Origin of the sequence: Streptomyces sp. NPDC050625 (assembly GCF_040654755.1) — a bacterium.
Classification (GTDB): Bacteria; Actinomycetota; Actinomycetes; order Streptomycetales; family Streptomycetaceae; genus Streptomyces.
In genome coordinates, this window is record NZ_JBFAIQ010000026.1 from 89775 (window position 1) to 111969 (window position 22195).

Genomic DNA, 22195 nt, shown 5'->3' on the forward strand with positions numbered 1-22195 from the left:
CCACCCGCCCACCCGTCTCGGTGGGCTGAGAAGTGAGCCCTGAGGCCCGGCTACAGCGCCCGCTACCAGCCGACCGAGTCCCCACCTCACCCGCCCACCCGTCTCGGTGGGCTGAGAAGTGAGCCCTGAGGCCCGGCTACAGCGCCCGCTACCAGCCGACCGAGTCCCCACCTCACCCGCCCCCGTCTCGGTGGGCTGAGAAGTGAACCCCGGGGCCCGGTCGCAAGGCCCGTTCACCAGTCGACCGAGTTCCCACCCCGCCCGTCTTGGTGGGCTGAAAAGTGAACCCCGGGGCGCGGTCGCAGGGCCCGTTCACCAGTCGACCGAGTCCCCACCTCACCCGCCCCCGTCTCGGTGCGCTGAGAAGTGAACCCCGAGGCCCGGCTACAGCGCCCGCTCACCAGCCGACCGAGTCCCCACCCCGCCCGCCCGTCGACGTCGGCTGAGAAGTCGCCCCCCAGGGTGAGGCCGCAGAGCGTGCCTGTCGGGTGGCCGAGGCTATGGCCAGTCATCTCGCGCAGCCGTGGAGGCGCCTCGGGGTGATGTCGCCGTGCTTGGCTTTTCAGTCGGCCGAGTCGGGTGGTGGGTGGGCATAGGTCGGGGGTCCAGGGGGCGGAGCCCCCTGGTGGGGGGTACGGGAGTAAGGAACGGGCCCGCCCCCGGGAGCCAGGGGCGGGCCCTTTTCCGTCCTCGCGGTGGCACCGCCATGCAGCACCGCGAGGGGTTCTATACCGGCATCGGCTCAGCCGAAGCGGCCGGAGATGTAGTCCTCCGTGGCCTGGACGGACGGGTTGGAGAAGATCCGCTCCGTGTCGTCGATCTCGATCAGCCGGCCGGGCTGGCCGACGGCGGCGAGGTTGAAGAACGCCGTACGGTCGGAGACGCGCGCCGCCTGCTGCATGTTGTGCGTCACGATGACGATCGTGAAGCGCTCCTTCAGCTCACCGATCAGGTCCTCGATGGCGAGCGTGGAGATCGGGTCCAGGGCCGAGCAGGGCTCGTCCATGAGCAGAACCTTCGGCTCCACCGCGATCGCCCGCGCGATGCACAGCCGCTGCTGCTGGCCGCCGGACAGACCCGAACCGGGCTTGTTCAGACGGTCCTTGACCTCGTTCCAGAGGTTCGCGCCCTTGAGCGACTTCTCGACGATGTCGCTCAGCTCGCTCTTCTTGTAGTTGCCGTTCAGCCGCAGCCCCGCCGCCACGTTGTCGAAGATCGACATCGTCGGGAAGGGGTTCGGGCGCTGGAACACCATGCCCACCTCGCGGCGGACCGACACCGGGTCTATGCCGACGCCGTACAGGTCCTCGTCGTCGAGCAGGACCTTGCCCTCGACCCGGCCACCGGGGGTGACCTCGTGCATACGGTTCAGCGTGCGCAGGAACGTCGACTTGCCGCAGCCGGAGGGGCCGATGAAGGCCGTCACCGAGCGGGGCTCGACGGTCATCGAGATGTCTTCGATCGCCTTGTGGGAGCCGTAGTAGGCGGTGAGTCCGCTTACGTCGATTCGCTTGGCCATGTCTACTTCACTTCCAGAAATCAGTCGCTGAGGGCCGCCGTCAGCGACCGGTCTTCGGGGCCTTCCAGCGCGCGATCGCGCGGGCCGCCAGGTTGAGGATCATCACGAAGGCGATCAGCGTCAGCGAGGCCGCCCAGGCCCGGTCGTACGCCGCACCGGAACCCGCGCTGTTCGCGAACTGCTGATAGATGTACAGCGGCAGCGACGCCTGCGCACCCTCGAAGGGGTTCGTGTTGATGAACGGGTTGCCGAACACCAGCAGCAGCACGGGCGCGGTCTCACCGGCGATACGGGCGACCGCCAGCATGATGCCGGTGGTGATGCCGCCGATGGAGGTCGGCAGGACCACCTTCAGGATGGTGCGCCACTTCGGGACGCCGAGCGCCAGGGAGGCCTCGCGCAGCTCGTTCGGGACGAGCTTGAGCATCTCCTCGGTGGAGCGGACCACGACCGGCATCATCAGGATGGCCAGGGCGAGCGAGCCGGCGAAGCCGAAGGGCTGCATGTCCCACATCAGCATCAGGCTGAGGATGAACAGACCGGCGACGATCGACGGGATACCGGTCATCACGTCGACGAAGAAGGTGATGGCCTTGGCAAGGCCCCCGCGTCCGTACTCGACGAGGTAGATCGCGGTCATCACACCGATCGGGGCGCCGATCAGGGTGGCCAGGCCGACCTGTTCGAGGCTGCCGATGATGGCGTGGTAGATGCCACCGCCCGGCTCGGTGTCGGCGACCACACCCATGGAGTGGGTCAGGAAGTAGACGTCCAGGACCTTGACGCCGCGCGCGATCGTGACCCAGATCAGGGAGACCAGCGGGACGACGGCGAGGATGAAGGCGACCCAGACGAGGCTGGTCGCGATGCGGTCCTTGGCCTGGCGACGGCCCTCGACGCGGGCGGCGATGCCGTACGTGCCGAAGACGAAGAGGAGCGCGGCGATCAGGCCCCACTGGATCTTGCTGTCCAGGCCGGCGGCCAGGGCGATGCCGATCCCGAGGGCGATCGAGCCGCCCGCGATCGCCCACGGCGACCACTTGGGGAGGCTGGCGCCACGCAGCGTGCTGGGGCGCTTGTCGCTGACGACGGCTGCGTGGCTCATGCGTTGGCCCCCGAGTACTCCGCGCGGCGGGCGATGATGATCCGGGCCGCGCCGTTGACCAGCAGGGTGATGACGAACAGGACCAGACCGGAGGCGATGAGCGCGTCACGGCCGAACTGCGTCGCCTCGCTGAACTTGCTGGCGATGTTCTGGGCGAAGGTGCCGCCGCCCGGGTTGAGCAGGCTGGCGTGGATGATGAAGTCCGGGGAGAGCACGGTGGCGACGGCCATCGTCTCGCCGAGCGCGCGGCCGAGGCCGAGCATCGAGGCGGAGATCACGCCGGAGCGGCCGAAGGGCAGCACCGACATGCGGATGACCTCCCAGCGCGTGGCGCCGAGGGCCAGGGCCGCTTCCTCGTGCATCTGCGGGACCTGGCGGAAGACCTCACGGCTCACGTTGGTGATGATCGGCAGGATCATGATCGCGAGCAGGATGCCGACCGTGAGCATCGAGCGCGGGGCGCCCTCGTCCCAGGTGAAGAGCCCGGTCCAGCTGAAGTAGTCGTTGAGCCAGCCGAACAGGCCGGTCATGTGCGGTACGAGGATCAGCGCGCCCCACAGGCCGTACACGATGGACGGCACCGCGGCGAGCAGGTCGACCACGTACGCGACGGGTCCGGCCAGCTTGCGCGGCGCGTAGTGCGTGATGAACAGCGCGATCGCGACCGCGACCGGCACCGCGATGAGCATGGCGATGATCGAGGAGACGATCGTGCCGAAGGCCAGCACGGCGATGCCGAACACCGGTGGCTGGAGGTTGGTGTTCCACTCGGAGGTGGTGAGGAAGTTCCCGTGGTCCTTGCTGATGGCGAGGGAGGCACGGTAGGTGAGGAAGACCGCGATGGCGGCCATGATCACCAACAGGAAGATGCCCGACCCACGGGAGAGACCGAGGAAGATCCGGTCGCCGGGTCGGGTGGCGCCACGGGAGACACGCTTCTGCGCGCCCGCGGTCGGCTGTGAGGTGGGGGGAGGTGCGTCTTCAGTGTTCCGTGTGGTTATGTCCATCGGGTTCTCCGGTCTGCGGAGCCATATGGGTTGTACGGCTCCTGGCGGCGGTGCACCGGACGGTGCGGTCCGGTCCCGGTAGTCCGGGACCGGACCGCACTCCTAGGTCAGCTCAGGCCCTCGATGGTGGTGCGGACCTTCGCGATGATCTCGTCGGGAACCGGCGCGTAGTCGATGCCCGAGAGAACCTTCTGGCCGTCCTCGCTCGCGATGTAGCGCAGGAACGCCTTGGTCGCCGGCAGGGTGTCGGCCTTGTTGCCCTTGTCGCAGATGATCTCGTAGGTGACGAGGGTGATCGGGTAGGCGCCCTCGGCCTTGGTCTTGTAGTCCAGCTGGAGCGAGAGGTCCTTGCCGGTGCCGATGACCTTCGCGGCGGCGATGTCGGCGGTGGCGCTCTCGGTGCTGGGGGCGACCGGCTTGCTGGCACCCGTGTCGATGGAGACGGCCTTCATGCCGTCCGTGACGTAGGACAGCTCGAAGTAACCGATGGCACCGGCGGTCTGCTTCACCTGCTGGGCCACACCCGCGGACTGCGGGGCAGCCTGGCCGCCCTTGGCCTGCCAGGCCTTGCCGCCGGAGTACTTCCAGTTGTCCGGGGTGGTGGCGATCAGGTACTTGGTGAAGTTGTCCGTGGTGCCGGACTCGTCCGAGCGGTGGAACGCCTGGATCTTCAGGCTGGGAAGCTTCGCGTCGGGGTTCAGCTTCTTGATCGCCGGGTCGTTCCAGGTCTTGATCTTGCTGTCGAAGATCTTGGCGAGGGTCGGCGCGTCCAGAACCAGGTTGTCGACACCCGGGACGTTGTAACCGAGGGCGATCGGGCCGCCGACCATCGGGAGGTCGATGCCCTGGCCGCCGGAGCAGACCTTCTTGGAGGCGGTGACCTCTTCGGGCTTGAGCGCCGAGTCGGAACCGGCGAAGGCGACCTGGCCCTGGGTGAACGCCGTGACACCGGCGCCGGAGCCGCCGCCCTTGTAGTTGATCTGGACGCCACAGGCCTGGGAGAACTCCTTCACCCAGGCGTCGATCGCGTTCTTCTGCGCGGAGGAGCCGTCGGCGAGCAGCTGGCCCTTGGCGTTGTCGCACTTGATCGAGCTGGCGCTCGTCGAGGACGAGGAGTTGTCCGTCGTCTTCTTACCGGTGTCGTCGGAGCCGCACGCCGTCAGGGCCAGGGCTCCGGAGACGGCGACAGCACCGAGGGAGATGGCGCGCAGCCGGTTCTTGCGCTGAAGCTTCACTTTCAGGAGTTCCTTCCTGGAGCCGCCACCGTCGGCGGCGTGCGAGGTCGTCGTCAGTGCGCGAGTTCCTGTCAGGGCCTCTCTCCGCACCGTGTACGGCCGAAATTAGACAGATCAGGTGAAGCCACCGATGGCCATAAGTGAACGGCGGGTGAACCCCTGCCGTCGGCCCGGTAAGGTCACGGAATGCTCACGGGGAGGGCACGCCAAGGTCCCGAACGCCGGGTTACATACAGTTGCCCGCGCGGCGCCCCGCCCGAGCGGCGCGCACGTGTATTCGAAGCCGGTGGAACCCTCGGTCCCCCGGCTTCGTCTCGTTCCACGAAAGCCGACGAAAGGCACGGGTATGGAACGGCGCACGTTCATCTCAGGCGGCGCGGCCGCACTGACTGCGGCCGCGACAGCGGGGTGCAGCGGGGGCAAGTCGACTGCCGGCCCCTCGACCGACACGGCCAATGTGGCCGATTCGTCCGCTACGTCCATATCCTCCGGCACGCAAGCCAAGACCGCCCATGCGGCGGCCGCCGCCAACTGGGCCGGCCTCGCCCGTGACCTCGACGGCCCTCTGGTCCGCCCCTCGGACGCCTCCTGGACGACCGCCCACCAGCTGTACAACACCCGCTTCGACGGCCTGAAGCCCGCGGCGGTCGCCTATGTCGCACACGCGGACGACATCCGCACGACGCTGGCCTACGCCAAGGCCCACGGCATCCAGGTGGCGATACGCAACGGCGGCCACTCCTATGCCGGCTGGTCCTCCGGCAACGGCCGGCTGATCGTCGACGTCTCGAAGCTGAACCGAATACGCGTGAGCGGAGGGCAGGCCGTGGTCGGCGCCGGCTCCAAGCTGATCGACGTCTACCGCGCGCTCACCGCGAAGGGCGTGACCATCCCGGCGGGCTCCTGCCCCACGGTCGGCGTCTCCGGCCTGGTCCTCGGCGGCGGCCACGGTGTCGTCTCCCGCGCCTACGGCCTGACCTGCGACAGCCTGACCCAGGCCACCCTGATCACGGCGGACGGCAAGCAGCTCGTCGCGAACGCCACCACGAACAAGGACCTGTTCTGGGCCCTGCGCGGCGCCGGCAACGGAAACTTCGGCGTCGTCACGGAACTTCAGTTCAGGACCCACCCCGCGCCGCAGGCCGTCACCGGCTATCTGACCTGGCCGTGGGCGAAGGCCGCGGCGGTGATCAAGGCCTGGCAGGAGTGGGGCCCGAGCCAGCCGGACGAGATCTGGTCCTCCCTGCACCTGGCGAACTCGGCGGGCGGCACCCCGACCGTCTCGGTCGCCGCGTTCTCCCTCGGCACCTACGGCGAACTCCAGAACGCGGTGGACCGCCTGGCACACCTGGTCGGCGCGAACGCGCGGAGCGTGTCGCTGCGCCGCCGCGGCTACGAGGAGGCGATGGAGATCTACGCGGGCTGCTCCTCCTTCTCCACGCAGGCCCAGTGCCATTTGCCCGGCTCCACCCCCGGCCGCTCCCCGCAGGGCGCGCTGGGCAGGGAGACGTACGCCGCCCGCTCGGACTTCTTCGACCGCTCCCTGTCCGCGGCCGGCATCCAGACGCTTCTCCAGCAGATGCAGACGGTGCGGGGCGGTTCGGGCAGCATCGCGCTGACGGCCCTCGGCGGCGCGGTCAACCGCGTCTCCCCCACGGCGACGGCCTTCGTCCACCGCCGCTCGCGCATGCTGGCCCAGTACATCGCCTCCTGGCGGGCCGGCACCTCGGGCGGCACGGCCCAGTCCTGGCTGACGACGGCGCACGACGCGATGAAGCCGTACGCGTCGGGAGCGGCGTACCAGAACTACACGGACCCGACGCTGAGGGACTGGCGCAAGGCGTACTACGGGGACGCGGCGGCACGCCTGAAGCAGGTCAAGACGAAGTACGACCCGACCCGCTTCTTCACCTACCCGCAGAGCCTCTGAACTGCCAGAGCCTCTGAGCTGCCCGCTGCCACTAGGCCCTGTCGGACCTAGGCCGCCAGGTCCCGCTCCTCGGACGCCGCCTGCGTCCGGGCCCCCGGGACCAGCGGCTCCCCGGTCCCGCCGGACGGCGAACGGCGACGGATCAGCAGCCCCGCCCTGGGCGAGCGCGCGACCGCCTTCGTCACCGGCGTGAGCAGGGCCATGGCCGGCGGGGACAGCAGCAGGACAACAGCCGTGCCGAGGGCGAAGCCCCCGACGACGTCCGTCGGATAGTGCACACCCATGTACACCCGGCAGAAGCCCTCGAACAGCGCGAGCCCGATCCCGGCGATGCCGAACCGCCGGTTGGCGACGAACAGCCCCACGCCCAAGGCCATGGTGATCGTCGCGTGGTCGCTCACGAAGGAGTAGTCGGTCTTGCCGGAGACGAGGACCGCGAGACCCTGGTGATCACGGAAGGGCCGGGGCCGCTCGACGAACCCGCGGATGGGCACGTTGACGAGCACGGCGATGGCGGCCGCGAGCGGCGCCCACACGAGCGCGGCCACGGACGACGCCGCCTCGTCCGCGCTGCCGGCCCGCCGGCGGACGGACCACCAGCACCACACCACCAGCAGCACCGTGGCGAGCAGCAGCCCGTACTCACCCACGAACTCCATGACCCGGTCGAACCAGTTCGGGGCGCTCTTGGCCAGGCCGTTGATGTCGTAGAGCAGGTCGACGTCGGGGTTCGATCCGGATTCGGCGAGTACAGCCATGGTGCTGCGGCCCCTTCGTCGTTGTTCCGGACGCACCTCACGTGCGCCGCTCCTGCCCACCCCCGTGGCTTGTAGGTTCCGCTTCCGCTGAGCGTCCGCTCGACCACGTCAACAGGAACGCACGATCCCCATTGATACGTTCCACACTCCACCGAATGATCACGCAGACGTTATCGAAGAGAGACTCATCGCCGCAGCTCAGGGGATGGGTTCACAGTCGGTTCACACAGTTGTCGGGAGCGCTTTCGCGCCATCTTCGGTGACGCGGGTGGCGCCGAAATAATCCGGGGTGTCGACCGGATCGAACCTGATCACGGCCCCCGGCCGCGGAGCGTCGATCATGTAACCGCCCCCCACGTACATTCCCACGTGCCGGATGGCCCGGGAGTCGGTGGGGTCGTCCGAGAAGAACACCAGGTCACCGGGGAGCAGTTGGTCCCGGGACGGGTGCGGCCCGGCGTTGTACTGATCGTTGGCGACCCGCGGCAGCGTGACCCCCACACTCTCGTACGCGGCCTTGGTCAACCCCGAACAGTCGAACCGGCCACCCTGGTCGGCGGTGCCGTTCCCACCCCAGAGATAAGGCGTGCCGAGCTTCTTCTGCGCGTAGTAGATGGCCCCGGCGGCCTGCTCGGAGGGATCGACCCGGGTGGCGGGTGCGGCGAAGCTCTCCTGCAGCGTCGTGATCGTCTTCACATAGCCCTGGGTCTCCTTGTACGGCGGCACACCCCCGTACTTGATGACCGCGTACGCCCCCGCGTTGTAGGCGGCGAGCATGTTGGCCGACGTGTCGCCGGGCACGTCCTTGACGTACTTCGCGAGTTCGCAGTCGTACGAAGCGGCCGACGGAATCGCGTCATTCGGGTCCCAGACGTCGCGGTCGCCGTCGCCGTCGCCGTCGACACCATGCGTGGCCCACGTCCCCGGGATGAACTGTGCTATCCCCTGCGCCTGCGCGGGGCTCTTGGCGTTCGGGTTGAAGCCGCTCTCCTGGTACAACTGGGCGGCCAGCAGAGCGGGGTTGAGGGCGGGGCACAGGTTGCCCCACTTCTGCACCAGCACCTGGTAGGCCGCCGGTACCGCTCCCTTGGCCAGCCCGACCCGGCCCCCGCCGAGGCCGCCCACGAGGTTCCCGGCGACGATGTACACCCCGACGACGAGCAGCATCACGAAGCTCAGGCCGAGCCCGACCGCGACGCCACCGGCCACCCATACTTTCCGCACGGGTCAACCCTCCCCCATAGACGGCCCGTTCAAGACCGCTTTTGCGTCGCGTCCGTCCGCGCGGCCGTCATTTCGGCCTGTTCGCGACGCTCCCGCGGCCTGCTCGACGCGAAATCCAAGCAGCCGAAGCCGTCCGGGTGCATCAGGGATCGGTCACCGCGTCCCGGTACAGCTCCGCGGCCTCCGCGCCCAGCACCACGCTGTAGGAGGTGTCGTCCGTGGACCCGCCCTGCTCGTGCCCGCCGAGCACACCCACGACCTCGTGGTCCCCGTTCACCCACGGACTGCCGCTGGTTCCTCCGCTGAAGCCGGGGCAGTCGATGCGCTGCTGCGTACTGCTGTGCGCGGAGGGCTTGTTGGTGCAGCTGATGGGCACCTCGTGGGAGTCGGGGTAACCGGTGACGGTCACCGCCGTCGCCCCGGTCGCCATCCCCGTCACGAAGCGGTTGCCGCCCACGACGTCCTCGATCCGCTTCCCGTCCAGCTCGTCCACGAACGCGAACGCGATGTCGCTGTCCTCGTCCTGCCCCCGGGACCACCCGTCGGGCAGGAACCGCTTCCCGACCTTCCACACCCCGTACGGCGCCTGCCCGTCCCGGTACCCCGGCACGAACACGAGGTCGGAGTCGTCGCCGCCCACGCAGTGCGCCGCGGTGACGATGAGGTTCCGCTGGGCGCTGTGCACGACGGAGGCGGTGCAGAAGTGGTTCCCGGAGAGGTCGTCGGCCTTGTCCGCGCCGAACAGCGCCCCGACCCGCGCGCCGCGCGCGGTGACGGCGGCCACGGCGGTGACCCCGAACGGTCCCGGCCCGTCGTCGGCCGCCGCGACGGAAGCCGAGGTGGCGGCCAGCAACACCATCGCGCCACCGAGCAGGACGGGACGCGAGGTACCTGAGATGCGTGAGATGCGCTTCATCAGGCCCCACTTTGTCCCACGAAGGTGAGAAACAGTTCCCGACTTCACTGAGATTTTCCTGTGAACCGCCCTGTCGGCCGCCGGACCACCGCACCCCGGCCGGCTCAAGTCCGGTTCGAGACCACCGTACTGTGCGGTTCCCTCCCCCGCCTCGTGCGTGCCACTCCCGTTGGGCCAATGTGCTGACGGCTCACCGACGACGTGCCGACGACCGGCCGCCCCCGGTCAGAACGTCGTCGTCATCCCGCCGTCCACCGCGATCGTCTGCCCGGTGATGAAGGACGCCGCATCGCTCGCCAGGAAGACGACGATGCCCGCTATCTCGGCCGGACGGCCCCAGCGGCCGAGGGCCGTTCGGGTGCGCAGCCAGCGGTCCGGGTCCGGGTCCGGGTTCGGATGCTCGGCGGGGTCCTCGGCGGGGTCCTCGGCCGGGTTCGCGGCCGGGTTCGCGTTCCCGTCGGTGGCGAAGGTGCCCGGTGCCACCGAGTTGACGGTCGTACCGCTGGGGCCGAGGTCCGCGGCGAGGGCGCGGGTGAGGCCGTCGAGGCCCGCCTTGGCGGTGGCGTAGGAGGCGTGCCCGGTCCGGCCGAGCCGGCCGACGGCCGAGCAGACGTTGATGACGCGGCCGGGAGTGCCGCGCTCGGCGAGGCCCCGGGCGACGGTCTGGCTCAGGGCGTACGCCGAGGTCAGATGGACGTCGAGGGCGTGGGCCAGTTCGTCGGGGGTCAGTTCCTCGACGCCCCGCCGCTCGCGGTGGCCCACGTTGTTCACCAGGACGTCGACATGGCCCAGGGCGGCCACCGCCTCGTCGGCGGCGCGCCGGTCGGTGACGTCGAAGGCGGCGGCCAGCACGTCCAGCCCGTCATCGCGGAGCCGCGCGGCCACGGCGTCGAGGGCGGCGGGGTCGCGCCCGTTGAGGATCACCCGGGCGCCGGCTCCGGCCAGCCCTCGGGCCATCTCAAGGCCCAGGCCGCGTACCGAGCCGGTGACCAGGGCCGTACGGCCGCCGAGCGTGAAGTCCACGGCGTCCGCGTCCATCCGGCCACCTCCTTGGAGCGGTTGATTCCGCTTACCGTAGCCGCCGCCTGTTCACGCGGTTCCGACCGCCCCTGTCACACCGCCTCGGCGATCTCGATGCCCCACTTGATGCCGGTCATGTCCTCGGACAGGGTCCACAGCCGCCGCGCGGCCGCCGGGTCGCTCGCCGCCGCGATACGGCCCACCAGGGTCGGCGCGCCGCGCATCTCGCCCAGGCCGTCCGGGCCCACGTAACTTGCACCGGGCAGGTCCTGGGTCGCGGCGTACAGGGTGGGCAGCGCGCCCGCCCTGTCGTCCTGCGCCAGGAACCGGTTGCCGACGAGCATGAGGCCCCGGGCGACCGGGTTCGCGGTGTGGCTCTGCAGATTGGTGGCAGCCCAGCCGGGGTGGGCGGCGAGGGCGCGGACGGGCGAGCCGGACTCCGTCAGACGGCGCTGCAGTTCCAGGGTGAACAGGAGGTTCGCCAGCTTGGACTGGGAGTAGGCGCGCTGGGGGGTGTAGCGGCCCGTGAGGTTGGGGTCGTCGAAGGAGATCGCGCGGTCGCCCATGCGGTGGGCACCGGAGGAGACCGTCACCACCTTGCCCGTGACGTGGGGCAGCAGCAGGTTCGTCAGGGCGAAGTGGCCGAGGTGGTTCGTGCCGAACTGCATCTCGAAGCCGTCCTTGGTCCGCTGCTCCGGGAGCATCATCACGCCCGCGTTGTTGATCAGCAGATCGATCGGGCCCTGCCACGCCCCGGCGAACTCCCGTACGGAGGAGAGATCCGCCAGGTCCAGGCGGCGCACCTCCGTGCTGCCGGTCACCTTCGCGGCGGCGGCCCGGCCACGTTCGAGATCCCGTACGGCGAACACCACGTGGGCTCCCGCACGGGCCAGCGCGTCGGCGGCGGCGAAACCGATGCCACTGTTGGCGCCGGTGATCACGGCCGTACGGCCACGGAGGTCGGGGAGGTGGGTCGCGTTCCATGTGCGCGCCTTGAGCGCGTCGTTCTTGTCAGCCATGACTTCAATGTAGGCGCCGCCAACAATGCTGTCAATGACAACAATGGTGACACCGCCAACAATGCTGCCGCCGTCTACATGCCGATACGATGGTCCACATGTCCGAGAGCCGCCCCTATCACCACGGAGACCTGCGCGCCGCCCTCCTGGAGGCCGCCGAGCGCACCCTGCGCGACCGGGGCGCCGCCGCGCTGTCCCTGCGCGAGCTGGCGCGCGAGATCGGGGTGAGCCACGCCGCCCCCGGCCGCCACTTCAAGGACAAACAGGCACTGCTCGACGCCCTGGCCCTGACCGGGTACGAGCGGCTGGCCCAGGCGCTGGAGTCCGCGGACGATCCCGCGCTCGCGCTGGAGCCGCGGCTGTGCGCGCTGGCCAAGGCGTACGTCGGGTTCGCCGCCGAGAACGCCGCGCTGCTGGAGCTGATGTTCATGCGCAAGCACGACCCCGAGGCCTCCGCACAGCTCGCCGCCGAGGTGGACCGCTCCGTCGGCTCCTTCATGCGGCTCGTCGCGGACGCGCAGGCGCGGGGCGAGATCGTCGCGGGCGACCCGGAGCGCATCACCCTCGTCGCGGCCGCGAGCATGCACGGACTCGCCTCCTTCGCCGCCAACGGCTCGATCCCGGCGGACCAGGCCCTGGCCGGCCTGGACGAACACGTGCACCACTTGCTGCACGGCCTCAAACCCCGCTGAGAAGCGGCGAAACACGGTCGGCCGGGCAGCACCCGGGCGGCATCTGTACTGTGCGCCGGGTCAAGCCGCCCCCACCCCGGCACCATCCGGCCCCCAATGGCCGGTAAGCCCGGCGTCCCTTTCAGTAACGCGGGAGTCAGAATTCCGCCACCTGTCTTGTTGTCGCGCACTCGACAAGCGAGGGTCGTCGTGTGTGCCGACGCCAAGTCCGCCTCGCCCGAAGCGACTTGGACGGCCACCCCCTGCGCCGAGTACCGCCGCGACGAGGGGGACGTGGGGTCCCCTCGGCGGCACGGGAAGGGAACGGGCCACGGCAGCCGGCCGCGGCCCGTTCTTCGTGCGCGAGCGAACGGACCGGCAGCACACGGCAGATGGCGCGGGCCTCGGCAGCAGCCGGGGCCCGTTCGTGATGCGCACCGTGAGAACATCGTCTCGACGACTCACCCGACCGGCCGTCAGAAACCGTGCCAGGTCGTAAGAGGGGTCAACGACGGAACCACACTACAGGTTCCGCTCAGGCCTCGTTGCCCGGCGTGACCTGCCGTGATACACAGAGTCACCGTACGTGCCATTCGTACGAAACCCGCCAAGCAATGACGTCAAGTCGACATACGACAGCGACAATCTCGGCGAGAATGAGGCGTGGCCTCTGCGCACCGCAGGGGCATATCCGAACTACCCACCAGGGGCGGTGACTTACATGCTCTTTGCGGCCGACAAGGGAGACATCAACACCATCATCGGCGGGATCGCTCCGGACTGGGGCCCCTTCGGCAGCCTGGGCAACGAGGCGAAGGTGATGATCGAGGTGGTGATGGCCGTAGCCATCCTGCTCTGCCTCGGCATCGCGGTCTGGGGCGCGGCCAAGCAGCGCATCGGCGCGACGGCCCTCCGGGACACCTTCAGCGCCGAACAGGGCAAGGGCCTCATCATCGCCGGTCTCACGGGGGTCTTCATCATCGGTTCCCTGGGCACGCTGTTCACCATCGTGTACGGAATGGCCGTGTAACCGCGCCCCGGGCGCGCCCGGACTGGCCCTGTCGTCCCCCTCCACCCCACCCGCCCTTCGTGCCCACCGGCTGAGGTTGCGTTTCCCTGATGTCGAGTCACCACACCGCGCCCGCGCGGGAACCAGCACGGCTACCGTCGTATTCCTACGCGGTCCGGTACGAGGGGGCTAACGCGGCATGAGTCTCGGAGACGAGCACGGTTCCGGCGGGTACGCCGACACGGGTCAGACACGCACGCGACTCCCCGAGGGCGACCCCTACGGCGGCGCCCGGCGCGGCGGCCGCTCGTCCTCACGGAGCCTGGTCACGGTCGTCGGGGTGGTGGTCCTCCTGATCGCCGCGATCGCCTTTGCGAACCGTGGAGGTGACGACGCAGCGACCTCCGACGGCACCACCGACAAGCCGGCCACGTCGTCCACAGCAGCAAGCGGGACGAAGCCGGTGGAGTCGAAGGCGGGGGGGATTCCGACGGGGTTCGCGCACAGCCGGCAGGGGGCGGAGAGTGCGGCGGCCAACTACTCCGTAGCAATGGGCTCGGCCGACATGTTCAACCCAGCGAGACGGCACGAGATCGTCAACACCGTGTACGCCCCCGATGTCGCCGCCGGCAGGCAAACCGACTTGGACGGCGCCTACTCCAGCGAGAAGTTCCTGGCCAACATCGGTCTCAGTAAGGACGGCACCGCGCCGCAGGGCCAGACCTTCATCTCCCGGGTCATCCCAGTGGGCACCAAGGTCACGTCGTCCAGTTCGGACAGCGCCACAGTCGCGGTCTGGTACACCTCGCTCTTCGGCCTGTCCGGAGAGGCCTCGACCAATCCGGTGTCCGAGAGCTGGTACACCACCACGTACGAAATGAAGTGGGTCGGCAACGACTGGAAGATCACCGACTTCCAGCAGAAGGACGGCCCCGTCCCGGTCGGCCGCGACCAGAAGGCCTCCACCGCTGACGACATGACGAAGGCCGTCGAGGAGTACGGAGGGTTCACGTATGCGCGCTAACCACCGCATCCTCAAGGTCACGGCCGTGCTCGGCGCCGTACAGACCACCGCGGTGCTGCTGGCCACCCAAGCCTTCGCCGCACCCTCTCCCAGCCCGTCGCCCTCGACGAGCAACAACGCCTGCGACCTCATCCGGGGGCCTGCCAAGGCTTACTGCGAACGCGACAGCGGATCCAAAGGATCCACCGGCACCCCCAACGACCCCCTCTCCACCCTCGACCCCCTCTCCTCCCTCGCCAAGGGCTGTGCCGACGCCGCCTCCTGGACCATCAACAAGCTCAGTGACGCCGTCAAGGAGACCGCGAACGTCGACTTCACCAACGCCAAGTTCCTCCAGCAGTACGCGGTGGTCTTCGCGGCGTCGACGATCCTGACCCTCCTGCTGTGGCTGCTGGCCGTGGCCAAGCGCGCGGTGCGCGGCGTCCCGCTCACCACCGCCCTCTCCGAGGCGATCGGCTTCCTCTGGCTGACCGTGCTCGCGTCGGCGTTCACCCCGCTGATCCTCTACACGGTCGTCTCGGCCACCGACGGCGTCACGGACGTACTCGCAAAGGCGACCGGCGACCAGACCGACACCTTCTTCGGCACCTTCTCCGGCGCCCTGGACAAGGGCGAGAACATCGGCGGCGGCCCGATCATGCTGATCGTCGTCTCCCTGGTCAGCATCCTCGCCGCCGGCATCCTCTGGCTGGAGCTGGTCATCAGGGCCGCCCTCCTCTACGTCGGCGCCCTCCTCGGCACCGTCGTCTACGCGGGCCTCGTCGACAAGAACCTCTGGGGTCACGTACGCCGCTGGGCCGGCATCATGATCGCCGTCATCCTCGTCAAGCCGGTGATCGTCATCGTGCTCGGCCTCGCGGGGGCCCTGTCCAGCGACAACGGACCCAACGCCTTCTCCGCCGTGGTCTCCGGCCTCGCCATCATCCTGCTCGCCATCTTCGCCAGCGCGATGATCTACCGCTTCGTCCCGGGCTTCGGCGACGAGATCGCCAACGGCCGCAACAACCGCATCATGCAGGGCGCCGAGGGCAAGGCAGCCGCGGTCATCAGCTCCCCGGCCACCCTGGTCGCGCAGGGCATCAAGACTCACAGCGCCCGTGCCGACAACAACGGAGGCGGCGGCCAGTCCGGCGGCTCCAACACCCCCCGCCCGGCCAACCCGGCCCAGGGCGGCGTCGCCGCGCACAGCTCGCGCGGCTCGAACGGAGGTGGCGGCGGATCCTCCTCCGCCACCCCCGCGCCGCGCGCCCCCAGCCCGGTGAACACCCCGCACGCCGGCAACACACGCAACAGCAGCAATCGCTCGGGAGGTGAAGGGCGTTGACGACCGAGTCCCACATGTCCCATCCGGTCACGCCCCGCCGTACGTATCTCATCGGCCGCGCCCGGCCGAACGCGATCGTCGGACGGAACCGTGAGTCCGGCGAGATCGCGCTGATCATCGCGGGCGCGTTCCTCGGCATGATGTGCGGGCTCCTGGTTCCCGTCCTCTCGCTGCGCATCGTGCTGCTGATGGGCTTCCCGCTGCTGGCGCTGATGGCGGTGTACGTGCCGTACAAGCGCCGTACGTTCTACAAGTGGTTCGAGATCAACCGCAGCTACAAGCGCACCCTGCGGCAGGGCACCGTCTACCGCAGCGGGGTGATGGAAGCCGGCACCCGGTTCGACGGGCGTGAGGTGGAGATCGGGCCGCCGCCCGGGATCGGCCGCATCAGCTGGCTGGCCGCGCCCTTCGGGCCGGACGAGATCGCCGTCCTGCTGCACGCCGACCGCCGTACCGTCACCGCGGCCATCGAGATCGAGGGCCCCGGCGTCGGTCTGCGCGACTCCGAGGACCAGGAGGCCCTCGTCGACCGCTTCGGCACGCTGCTCAAGCACGTGGCCAACGGCGACGGCTTCGTCACCCGGCTCCAGATGCTCGCCCGCACCCTCCCCGCCGACCCGGACGCCCACGCCAAGGACGTCGCCCAGCGCGGGGACGAGAAGGCGCCCGACTGGCTGGCCCGCTCGTACGACCAGCTCCAGTCGATGGTGTCCACCAGCAGCGAGCAGCACCGCGCCTACCTCGTCGCCTGTATGCACTACACGCGCGAGCTGGCCTCCGAGGCGCAGGCCATGGCCCGGGCGGCACGGCCACAGGCCGGGCGGAAGCTGGACCGGGACGCCGGGCTCGCCGTCGTCATGGCGCGCGAGCTGACCGACATCTGCTCGCGCCTCCAGGAGGCGGACATCCGGGTGCGCCAGCCGCTCGGCCAGGGCCGGCTCGCCTCCCTCATCCACTCCATGTACGACCCGGACCACCCGATCGACCACATCCAGGCGATGACGAAACGCAATGCCTGGCCGGCCGAGCTCGACGCCATGGAGCCCACCTACCTCCAGGCCAAGACCCGGGAGTCCTCGACCCGCGCGCCCTGGTGCCACGCCACCGCCTGGGTGAAGGAGTGGCCGATGACACCGGTCGGCGTCAACTTCCTCGCGCCCCTGCTGGTCCACACCCCGGACGTCATCCGCACGGTCGCCGTGACGATGGACCTCGAACCCACCGAGATCGCCATCGAGCGCATGCTGACCGAGAAGACGAACGACGAGGCCGAGGCCAGCCGCGCCGCCAAGATGAACCGCACCGTCGACCCGCGCGACATCGCCGCCCACAACCGACTCGACCAGCGCGGCGAGGACCTGGCCAGTGGCGCGGCCGGGGTCAACCTCGTCGGCTACATCACCGTGTCCTCCCGCTCACCGGAGGCACTCAACCGCGACAAACGGACCATAAGGGCCTCGGCCGGAAAGTCGTATCTGAAGCTGGAGTGGTGCGACCGCGAGCATCACCGGGCCTTCGTGAACACCCTCCCGTTCGCCACCGGTATCCGAAGGTAGGGGCCATACATGCGGGATCCGCTGTCCGTCCTCACCGACTCCTTCACGTCCTTCCTCTTCGGGAAGGTCGAGACGACCCGGCTGCCGGTGCGCACGTCCACGGGCCAGGCCCAGGCGGTCTACCTCCCGACCGCCGCCCCCGGCCTCGGCGACTCCGGCGTGATCATCGGCCGCGAGGTCTACTCCGGCAAGGGCTACATCTACGACCCGTTCCAGCTCTACGGCCAGCAGCTCCCCGCGCCGCACTGGCTGGTCCTCGGCGAGTCCGGCAACGGCAAGTCGGCCCTGGAGAAGACGTACGTCCTGCGCCAGCTGCGCTTCCGCGACCGCCAGGTCGTCGTCCTGGACGCACAGGGCGAGGACGGGGTCGGCGAATGGAACCTCATCGCGGAGGAGCTGGGGATAACTCCCATCCGGCTGGACCCGATGGCGGCCCTGGACCACGGCATCCGGCTCAACCCGCTCGATCCCTCGATCACGACGACCGGCCAGCTGGCGCTGCTGCGCACGATCATCGAGGTCGCGATGGGGCACGGCCTGGACGAGCGGTCCGGCTTCGCGCTGAAGGTGGCGCACGCGTACGTCAACGAGACGATCGTCGAGCGCCAGCCGGTGCTGTCCGACATCGTCGAGCAGCTACGGCACCCGGAGCCGGAGTCGGCCGAGGCGATGAACGTCGCCATAGACGACGTACGGGCCTGGGGCCTGGACGTGGCGCTGGTCCTGGACCGCCTGGTCGACGGTGACCTGCGCGGCATGTTCGACGGTCCCACCACGGTCGGCATCGACCTCGACGCCCCGCTGATCGTCTTCGACCTGTCCCACATCGACCGGAACTCCATCGCCATGCCGATCCTGATGGCGATCGTCGGCGTGTGGCTGGAGCACACCTGGATCCGCCCCGACCGGAAGAAGCGCATCTTCCTGGTCGAGGAGGCCTGGCACATCATCGCCAGCCCGTTCGTGGCACAGCTGTTCCAGCGGCTGCTGAAGTTCGGGCGCCGGCTGGGTCTGTCCTTCGTGGCGGTCGTCCACCATCTGTCCGACGTCGTGGACGGAGCGGCGGCGAAGGAGGCGGCCGCGATCCTGAAGATGGCCTCCACACGGACCGTCTACGCCCAGAAGGCGGACGAGGCGCGGGCGACGGGCCGGGTGCTGGGCCTGCCCAGGTGGGCCGTGGAGATCATCCCGACCCTCACTCCGGGCATCGCGGTGTGGGACGTCAACGGCAATGTCCAGGTGGTCAAGCACCTGGTGACGGAGACGGAACGCCCGCTGGTCTTCACCGACCGGGCGATGACCGAGTCGTCCCGGGAGATGGAGTCCGACGACGCGTTGCGCGCGGCCGAGCTGGAGGCGGAGGAGCGCGCGGCGGCCTTCGTGGAACAGCACCTCGGCGACTCCGAATCGACGGTGGCGTAGGGAGGAACCCCCGTGAGACCCGACGACCACCGCGACCCCCGCGACCTCCGGCGGGAGAACCAGGGCGGTATTCCCGACGGACTGCTGGTCGGCCTGCTCGCGTTCCTCCTCGGCATGACCCTGCTGGTGTGGACGGCGACGGGACTGGCCGGCTGGTTCGCCCGGGGCTCGTGGCCGTCCGGCGTCACCTTCACCCGGACCCCGCTGGCCATGCGGCACCTCATCGGCGAACCGCACGACATCACCGGCGCCTGGCCCAGCACACCGGCCGGGCAGCTCTCCGGGTACGGGCTGTTCTGGGGTCTGTTCATCGGCCAGCTGATGGTGCTGTTCGTACTGACCGTGTTCGTGATGGGAACGCTGGCGCGGTGGCGGGCGGGGAAGGTCAGACGGAGCTTCGAGAAGGGCGCGGCGAAGGGGCGCGCGCAGGCGGCGGGCGCGGCCCCGACGGCCTCAGCGGATCCTGCGCCCTCAGCGGATCCGGCGGCTCAGTCACAGCCGACTCAGCCACGGCCGACTCAGCCACAGGCACCCCAGCCCCAGCAGTTCGAGGTGCCCGAACCACGCAGGGAAGCGGAGCCCGAGCCGACGGAGGCCCTTCCCGGCTTCCCCGCCAACGGTGAACGCGTGGGCGCGTGGGAAGCCGGCCGCACCGAAGGCGCCGTGCTCTACGCCCCGCCCGAGACCCGCCACACCACCGCGACCCAGGCGATCCGGGACGCGGAAGGCCCCGCGCTGGTCGTCACGTCGAACCCCGTGCTCTGGTCGGAGACCAAGGACGCGCGCGCCAAACTCGGCCCCGTCCTCCTCTACGACCCGACCCACCTCTGCGACACCCCGGCCCGCCTCCACTGGTCGCCCACGGCGGGCTGCGAGGACAAGCAGACGGCGGTGCAGCGCGCGACGGCCCTGCTGGCCCCGGTCAGACCGACGGCCAAGATCGACCAGGCCCTCGTGGACACCGCCGAAACCCTGCTCCGCAGCTATCTGCACGCCGCCGCCATAGACGGCCGCACCATCCGCCACGTCCACCGCTGGACCCAGGGCGCCCAGATCCAGGACGCCGTACGAACCCTCCGTACCAACCCCAAGGCGGCCCCCGGAGCCGCGGGCGAGCTGGAAGCCGCGCTTACCGCACACCCCGAACGCCGTGACATCGCACAGGAGTTGACGAGCCGTGCGCTGGCCGCCCTCTCCACGGTCAATATCCGCGAGGCATGCACTCCGAACCGAACTGATGCGCTTGCCTTGGATTCCTTCGTCAACGAAGGGGGCACGCTTTATCTGGTGGGTGAATCCATCGAGGACCCCAGGACCAACCCAGGTGCGATGCCTCTTCTGACGGCACTTGTCTCAAGCGTGGTCGAGCGCGGCCGGCGCATGGCCGAACGGTCATCCTCCGGTCGGCTCGACCCACCACTGGCCCTCGTCCTCGACGACATCGCGGCCGTCGCCCCGCTCCCCCAGCTCCCCGAGCTGCTGACCAACGGGGCGGACCGCGGCCTGCCGACCCTGGCCCTGCTCCGCTCCCGGGAACAGGGCCGCGCCCGCTGGCCGCACCACGAACTGCCGGTCTGAGAAGCCTCGTTACGACTCAGGTAGGACCTACGATGCGTTACGACTTTTCGAGCACGAACTCCAACTCGGACTCCCCGGACGCCTGCTCCAACGGCACGATGACCCCGCTCGGCACGAACCCCACCTTGCGGTAGAAGCCCTGGGCCCGCCCGTTGTCCTCGTGGACGATCAGCCGCACCCGCTCGGCCCCGATCCCCCAGGCCCACTCCACCCCCGCCGCGAACAACGCCTCCGTCAGCCCGGTCCCCCGGTACCCGGGCTGCACGAACACCCCGACGACATGCCCCTGCTTCCGGTCGACCGCGAAGCCGGCCCAGTCGGTGGACCCCGCCTCCTCCACGAGCACGGTCAATGTGCCGACCCACGCCCCGTCGGGCCCCTCGGCGATGAACTGCCGGGCGCCGGCCGCCCCCTCGCCGGACCGTTCGGCCCGCCCCTGCCAGAAGGCGTCCGGCTCGGCCGCGGCCTTCTCGTACGTCTCCAGGAACGCCAGGTGGGCCACGGGATCCCGCAGCGCGTCGAGCCGCAGCCGCTTGACGGCCTGCCACTCGTCGGCCCGTATCGCCCGGATCACGTAATCATCGCTGATCAAGCTGCTCATACGGCCACGCTAGTACCAGCCCACCGGACCGCTCACCCGAAATACTCCGGGCTCGTTGTCAGTGCCGCGGTCTACCGTGGTCGCCATGACGACTCTGCAGAACAGGCCGAACACCGCACTGCTCATCGTGGACGTCCAGAACGGGGTGGTGGAGGGCTCCCACAACCGCGCCGACGTGATCGCGAACATCAACGTCCTGGTCGACAAGGCCCGCGCCGAGAACGTCCCCGTGATCTGGGTGCAGCACTCCGACGAACAGCTGAAGTCCGGCAGCGAGCCCTGGGAGTACGTCCCGGAGCTGAAGCGCCACGACACCGAGCCCCTGGTCCACAAGAACTACCCGGACTCCTTCGAGGACACCGAGCTGGAGTCCGTCCTGGCCGAGCGCGGCGTCGGCCGGCTCGTCGTCACCGGCGCCCAGACGGACGTGTGCATCCGCTCCACCCTGCACGGCGCCATGGTCCGCGGGTACGACGCGACGCTGGTCGCCGACGCCCATACGACGGAGGACCTCTCCGCTTACGGCGCCCCCGCCCCGGAGCAGGTGATCGCCCACACCAACCTCTACTGGAAGTGGCAGAGCGCACCCGGCCGCCGGGGCGGGAGCGTCGACACCGCGGAGGTGACCTTCACCGCGGCCGACTGACACCGTCAGTCGTCGTCGAGCTCCTTGGCCTGATCATTGGGCACGGCGCCATAGAGGTCGTGCCGGGGCTCCGGCATCCGCGACTTCGCCCCGCGCACGCTCTTCCAGATCGCCTCGTTGAAGGTCCGCTCGTCGATCTGGTCCTCCATGGTGAGGTCCTGCTTCGCCGACACACCGGCCATCGGCGAGTCGACCGTGTTCACCGCCGTGATTCTGCACAACCTCCGAGTCCTCGGGGTCGACCACCTGCAGGGACTGCGTGCCCTGACCGGCGTTGCTCACCCGGAGCATGCTCTTGTCGGGGGACAGCACGGCGTTGAGGGGGAGGTTGCCCAGCTGGGCCTGGCGCCCGGCCGGAGTGACCTTGTAGCCGACGGGAGTCACGGCGGTCCCGTCGCCCTTCGGTGCCCTGCCCGCCGCCGGCCGCGAGGGCGACAGCGGCAACCCCGTAGAACCAAGGTGCCGTGGTCATGACCGTGGCGTGAACGCGAAAGAGCCCCAACTCGCGGTTTTTCAACCGGAGTTGGGGCTCTTTCTCAAAATTTGTTCGGCGGTGTCCTACTCTCCCACAGGGTCCCCCCTGCAGTACCATCGGCGCTGTGAGGCTTAGCTTCCGGGTTCGGAATGTAAC

General features: G+C 69.5%; 20 protein-coding genes and 1 rRNA gene. 9 read left to right on the forward strand and 12 right to left on the reverse strand.

Translation table 11 applies throughout. From position 1 onward, the window contains the following. Nucleotides 1-742 precede the first annotated feature (742 nt). The 4 genes from pstB to pstS form a co-directional block, all read right to left on the reverse strand. Nucleotides 743-1519 (reverse strand): phosphate ABC transporter ATP-binding protein PstB, encoded by a 777-nt coding sequence (gene pstB / locus AB0I54_RS37585; protein ID WP_363300769.1) that lies wholly within the window; start codon nucleotides 1517-1519, stop codon nucleotides 743-745. A 40-nt stretch (nucleotides 1520-1559) separates the two neighbouring features. Beyond that, a complete protein-coding gene (gene pstA, locus AB0I54_RS37590; protein ID WP_363300770.1) occupies nucleotides 1560-2624 on the reverse strand; it encodes a phosphate ABC transporter permease PstA in 1065 nt (354 codons plus the stop codon). Further along, on the reverse strand, nucleotides 2621-3631 hold the full coding sequence (gene pstC / locus AB0I54_RS37595; RefSeq protein ID WP_363300771.1) for a phosphate ABC transporter permease subunit PstC: 1011 nt from the start codon (nucleotides 3629-3631) through the stop codon (nucleotides 2621-2623). The genes pstA and pstC overlap by 4 nt, the downstream gene beginning before the upstream one ends. A 107-nt stretch (nucleotides 3632-3738) precedes the next feature. Next, complete coding sequence (gene pstS, locus AB0I54_RS37600; RefSeq protein ID WP_363300772.1) at nucleotides 3739-4866, reverse strand: phosphate ABC transporter substrate-binding protein PstS; 1128 nt, start codon at nucleotides 4864-4866, stop codon at nucleotides 3739-3741. Nucleotides 4867-5212: 346 nt separating this feature from the next. Here pstS and AB0I54_RS37605 point away from each other — a divergent pair, with 346 nt between their 5' ends. Then, on the forward strand, nucleotides 5213-6796 hold the full coding sequence (locus AB0I54_RS37605; protein WP_363300773.1) for an FAD-binding oxidoreductase: 1584 nt from the start codon (nucleotides 5213-5215) through the stop codon (nucleotides 6794-6796). Nucleotides 6797-6843: 47 nt separating this feature from the next. On the opposite strand, the gene AB0I54_RS37610 is transcribed toward AB0I54_RS37605, so the two are convergent. The 5 genes from AB0I54_RS37610 to AB0I54_RS37630 form a co-directional block, all read right to left on the reverse strand. Then, nucleotides 6844-7554 (reverse strand): phosphatase PAP2 family protein, encoded by a 711-nt coding sequence (locus AB0I54_RS37610; protein ID WP_363300774.1) that lies wholly within the window; start codon nucleotides 7552-7554, stop codon nucleotides 6844-6846. Nucleotides 7555-7776: 222 nt separating this feature from the next. Further along, entirely contained in the window at nucleotides 7777-8721 is a 945-nt protein-coding gene (locus AB0I54_RS37615; RefSeq protein WP_363300792.1) for a bifunctional lytic transglycosylase/C40 family peptidase, read from the reverse strand. Nucleotides 8722-8920: 199 nt separating this feature from the next. Further along, nucleotides 8921-9694, reverse strand: coding sequence for a trypsin-like peptidase domain-containing protein (locus AB0I54_RS37620; protein WP_363300775.1), 774 nt, complete (start codon nucleotides 9692-9694; stop codon nucleotides 8921-8923). 225 nt (nucleotides 9695-9919) lie between these two features. Next, the gene (locus AB0I54_RS37625) at nucleotides 9920-10732 is read right to left on the reverse strand and encodes an SDR family oxidoreductase (RefSeq protein ID WP_363300776.1); all 813 of its coding nucleotides are present in this window, start codon (nucleotides 10730-10732) and stop codon (nucleotides 9920-9922) included. Between the two features lie 74 nt (nucleotides 10733-10806). Continuing rightward, nucleotides 10807-11733 (reverse strand): oxidoreductase, encoded by a 927-nt coding sequence (locus tag AB0I54_RS37630; protein ID WP_363300777.1) that lies wholly within the window; start codon nucleotides 11731-11733, stop codon nucleotides 10807-10809. A gap of 89 nt (nucleotides 11734-11822) precedes the next feature. Between AB0I54_RS37630 and AB0I54_RS37635 the strand changes: the two genes are divergently transcribed. The 7 genes from AB0I54_RS37635 (at nucleotide 11823) to AB0I54_RS37665 (ending at nucleotide 20317) form a co-directional block, all read left to right on the forward strand. Then, nucleotides 11823-12425 (forward strand): TetR/AcrR family transcriptional regulator, encoded by a 603-nt coding sequence (locus tag AB0I54_RS37635; protein WP_363300778.1) that lies wholly within the window; start codon nucleotides 11823-11825, stop codon nucleotides 12423-12425. A 700-nt stretch (nucleotides 12426-13125) separates the two neighbouring features. Continuing rightward, on the forward strand, nucleotides 13126-13434 hold the full coding sequence (locus AB0I54_RS37640) for a hypothetical protein (protein WP_014673544.1): 309 nt from the start codon (nucleotides 13126-13128) through the stop codon (nucleotides 13432-13434). A 178-nt stretch (nucleotides 13435-13612) separates the two neighbouring features. After that, nucleotides 13613-14437, forward strand: coding sequence for a hypothetical protein (locus tag AB0I54_RS37645; RefSeq protein ID WP_363300779.1), 825 nt, complete (start codon nucleotides 13613-13615; stop codon nucleotides 14435-14437). Continuing rightward, the gene (locus tag AB0I54_RS37650; RefSeq protein WP_363300780.1) at nucleotides 14427-15761 is read left to right on the forward strand and encodes a hypothetical protein; all 1335 of its coding nucleotides are present in this window, start codon (nucleotides 14427-14429) and stop codon (nucleotides 15759-15761) included. Before AB0I54_RS37645 ends, AB0I54_RS37650 begins: the two co-directional genes overlap by 11 nt. After that, entirely contained in the window at nucleotides 15758-17317 is a 1560-nt protein-coding gene (locus AB0I54_RS37655; protein WP_363300781.1) for an SCO6880 family protein, read from the forward strand. The genes AB0I54_RS37650 and AB0I54_RS37655 overlap by 4 nt, the downstream gene beginning before the upstream one ends. Before the next feature lie 9 nt (nucleotides 17318-17326). Beyond that, nucleotides 17327-18739 carry an ATP-binding protein gene (locus AB0I54_RS37660; RefSeq protein ID WP_363300782.1) on the forward strand — a complete coding sequence of 471 codons (1413 nt, stop codon included), beginning with the start codon at nucleotides 17327-17329 and terminating at the stop codon, nucleotides 18737-18739. A 12-nt stretch (nucleotides 18740-18751) separates the two neighbouring features. Then, a complete protein-coding gene (locus AB0I54_RS37665) occupies nucleotides 18752-20317 on the forward strand; it encodes a type IV secretory system conjugative DNA transfer family protein (RefSeq protein ID WP_363300783.1) in 1566 nt (521 codons plus the stop codon). Between the two features lie 37 nt (nucleotides 20318-20354). Here AB0I54_RS37665 and AB0I54_RS37670 read toward each other — a convergent pair whose 3' ends face one another. Continuing rightward, complete coding sequence (locus AB0I54_RS37670) at nucleotides 20355-20918, reverse strand: GNAT family N-acetyltransferase (RefSeq protein WP_363300784.1); 564 nt, start codon at nucleotides 20916-20918, stop codon at nucleotides 20355-20357. Nucleotides 20919-21003: 85 nt separating this feature from the next. On the opposite strand from AB0I54_RS37670, the gene AB0I54_RS37675 reads away from it, so the two are divergent. Next, nucleotides 21004-21564 carry a cysteine hydrolase family protein gene (locus AB0I54_RS37675; RefSeq protein WP_363300785.1) on the forward strand — a complete coding sequence of 187 codons (561 nt, stop codon included), beginning with the start codon at nucleotides 21004-21006 and terminating at the stop codon, nucleotides 21562-21564. A gap of 5 nt (nucleotides 21565-21569) precedes the next feature. Here the strand turns inward: AB0I54_RS37675 and AB0I54_RS37680 are convergent, their stop codons facing one another. Both AB0I54_RS37680 and rrf read right to left on the reverse strand, forming a co-directional pair. After that, nucleotides 21570-21767 (reverse strand): hypothetical protein, encoded by a 198-nt coding sequence (locus AB0I54_RS37680; RefSeq protein ID WP_363300786.1) that lies wholly within the window; start codon nucleotides 21765-21767, stop codon nucleotides 21570-21572. Between the two features lie 342 nt (nucleotides 21768-22109). Continuing rightward, nucleotides 22110-22195: ribosomal RNA gene (gene rrf, locus AB0I54_RS37685) — 5S ribosomal RNA — on the reverse strand; the annotation flags it as partial.

What these genes read in the sequence shown, in the direction of transcription:
- AB0I54_RS37630 (WP_363300777.1), bottom strand. Translation starts at nt 11,733, where the DNA reads ATGGCTGACAAGAACGACGCGCTCAAGGCGCGCACATGGAACGCGACC.
- AB0I54_RS37670 (WP_363300784.1), bottom strand. Translation starts at nt 20,918, where the DNA reads ATGAGCAGCTTGATCAGCGATGATTACGTGATCCGGGCGATACGGGCC.
- AB0I54_RS37640 (WP_014673544.1), top strand. Translation starts at nt 13,126, where the DNA reads ATGCTCTTTGCGGCCGACAAGGGAGACATCAACACCATCATCGGCGGG.
- pstB (WP_363300769.1), bottom strand. Translation starts at nt 1,519, where the DNA reads ATGGCCAAGCGAATCGACGTAAGCGGACTCACCGCCTACTACGGCTCC.
- AB0I54_RS37615 (WP_363300792.1), bottom strand. Translation starts at nt 8,721, where the DNA reads ATGCTGCTCGTCGTCGGGGTGTACATCGTCGCCGGGAACCTCGTGGGC.
- AB0I54_RS37675 (WP_363300785.1), top strand. Translation starts at nt 21,004, where the DNA reads ATGACGACTCTGCAGAACAGGCCGAACACCGCACTGCTCATCGTGGAC.
- AB0I54_RS37625 (WP_363300776.1), bottom strand. Translation starts at nt 10,732, where the DNA reads ATGGACGCGGACGCCGTGGACTTCACGCTCGGCGGCCGTACGGCCCTG.
- AB0I54_RS37645 (WP_363300779.1), top strand. Translation starts at nt 13,613, where the DNA reads ATGAGTCTCGGAGACGAGCACGGTTCCGGCGGGTACGCCGACACGGGT.
- AB0I54_RS37650 (WP_363300780.1), top strand. Translation starts at nt 14,427, where the DNA reads ATGCGCGCTAACCACCGCATCCTCAAGGTCACGGCCGTGCTCGGCGCC.
- pstC (WP_363300771.1), bottom strand. Translation starts at nt 3,631, where the DNA reads ATGGACATAACCACACGGAACACTGAAGACGCACCTCCCCCCACCTCA.
- AB0I54_RS37635 (WP_363300778.1), top strand. Translation starts at nt 11,823, where the DNA reads ATGGTCCACATGTCCGAGAGCCGCCCCTATCACCACGGAGACCTGCGC.
- pstA (WP_363300770.1), bottom strand. Translation starts at nt 2,624, where the DNA reads ATGAGCCACGCAGCCGTCGTCAGCGACAAGCGCCCCAGCACGCTGCGT.
- AB0I54_RS37660 (WP_363300782.1), top strand. Translation starts at nt 17,327, where the DNA reads ATGCGGGATCCGCTGTCCGTCCTCACCGACTCCTTCACGTCCTTCCTC.
- AB0I54_RS37610 (WP_363300774.1), bottom strand. Translation starts at nt 7,554, where the DNA reads ATGGCTGTACTCGCCGAATCCGGATCGAACCCCGACGTCGACCTGCTC.
- AB0I54_RS37605 (WP_363300773.1), top strand. Translation starts at nt 5,213, where the DNA reads ATGGAACGGCGCACGTTCATCTCAGGCGGCGCGGCCGCACTGACTGCG.
- AB0I54_RS37620 (WP_363300775.1), bottom strand. Translation starts at nt 9,694, where the DNA reads ATGAAGCGCATCTCACGCATCTCAGGTACCTCGCGTCCCGTCCTGCTC.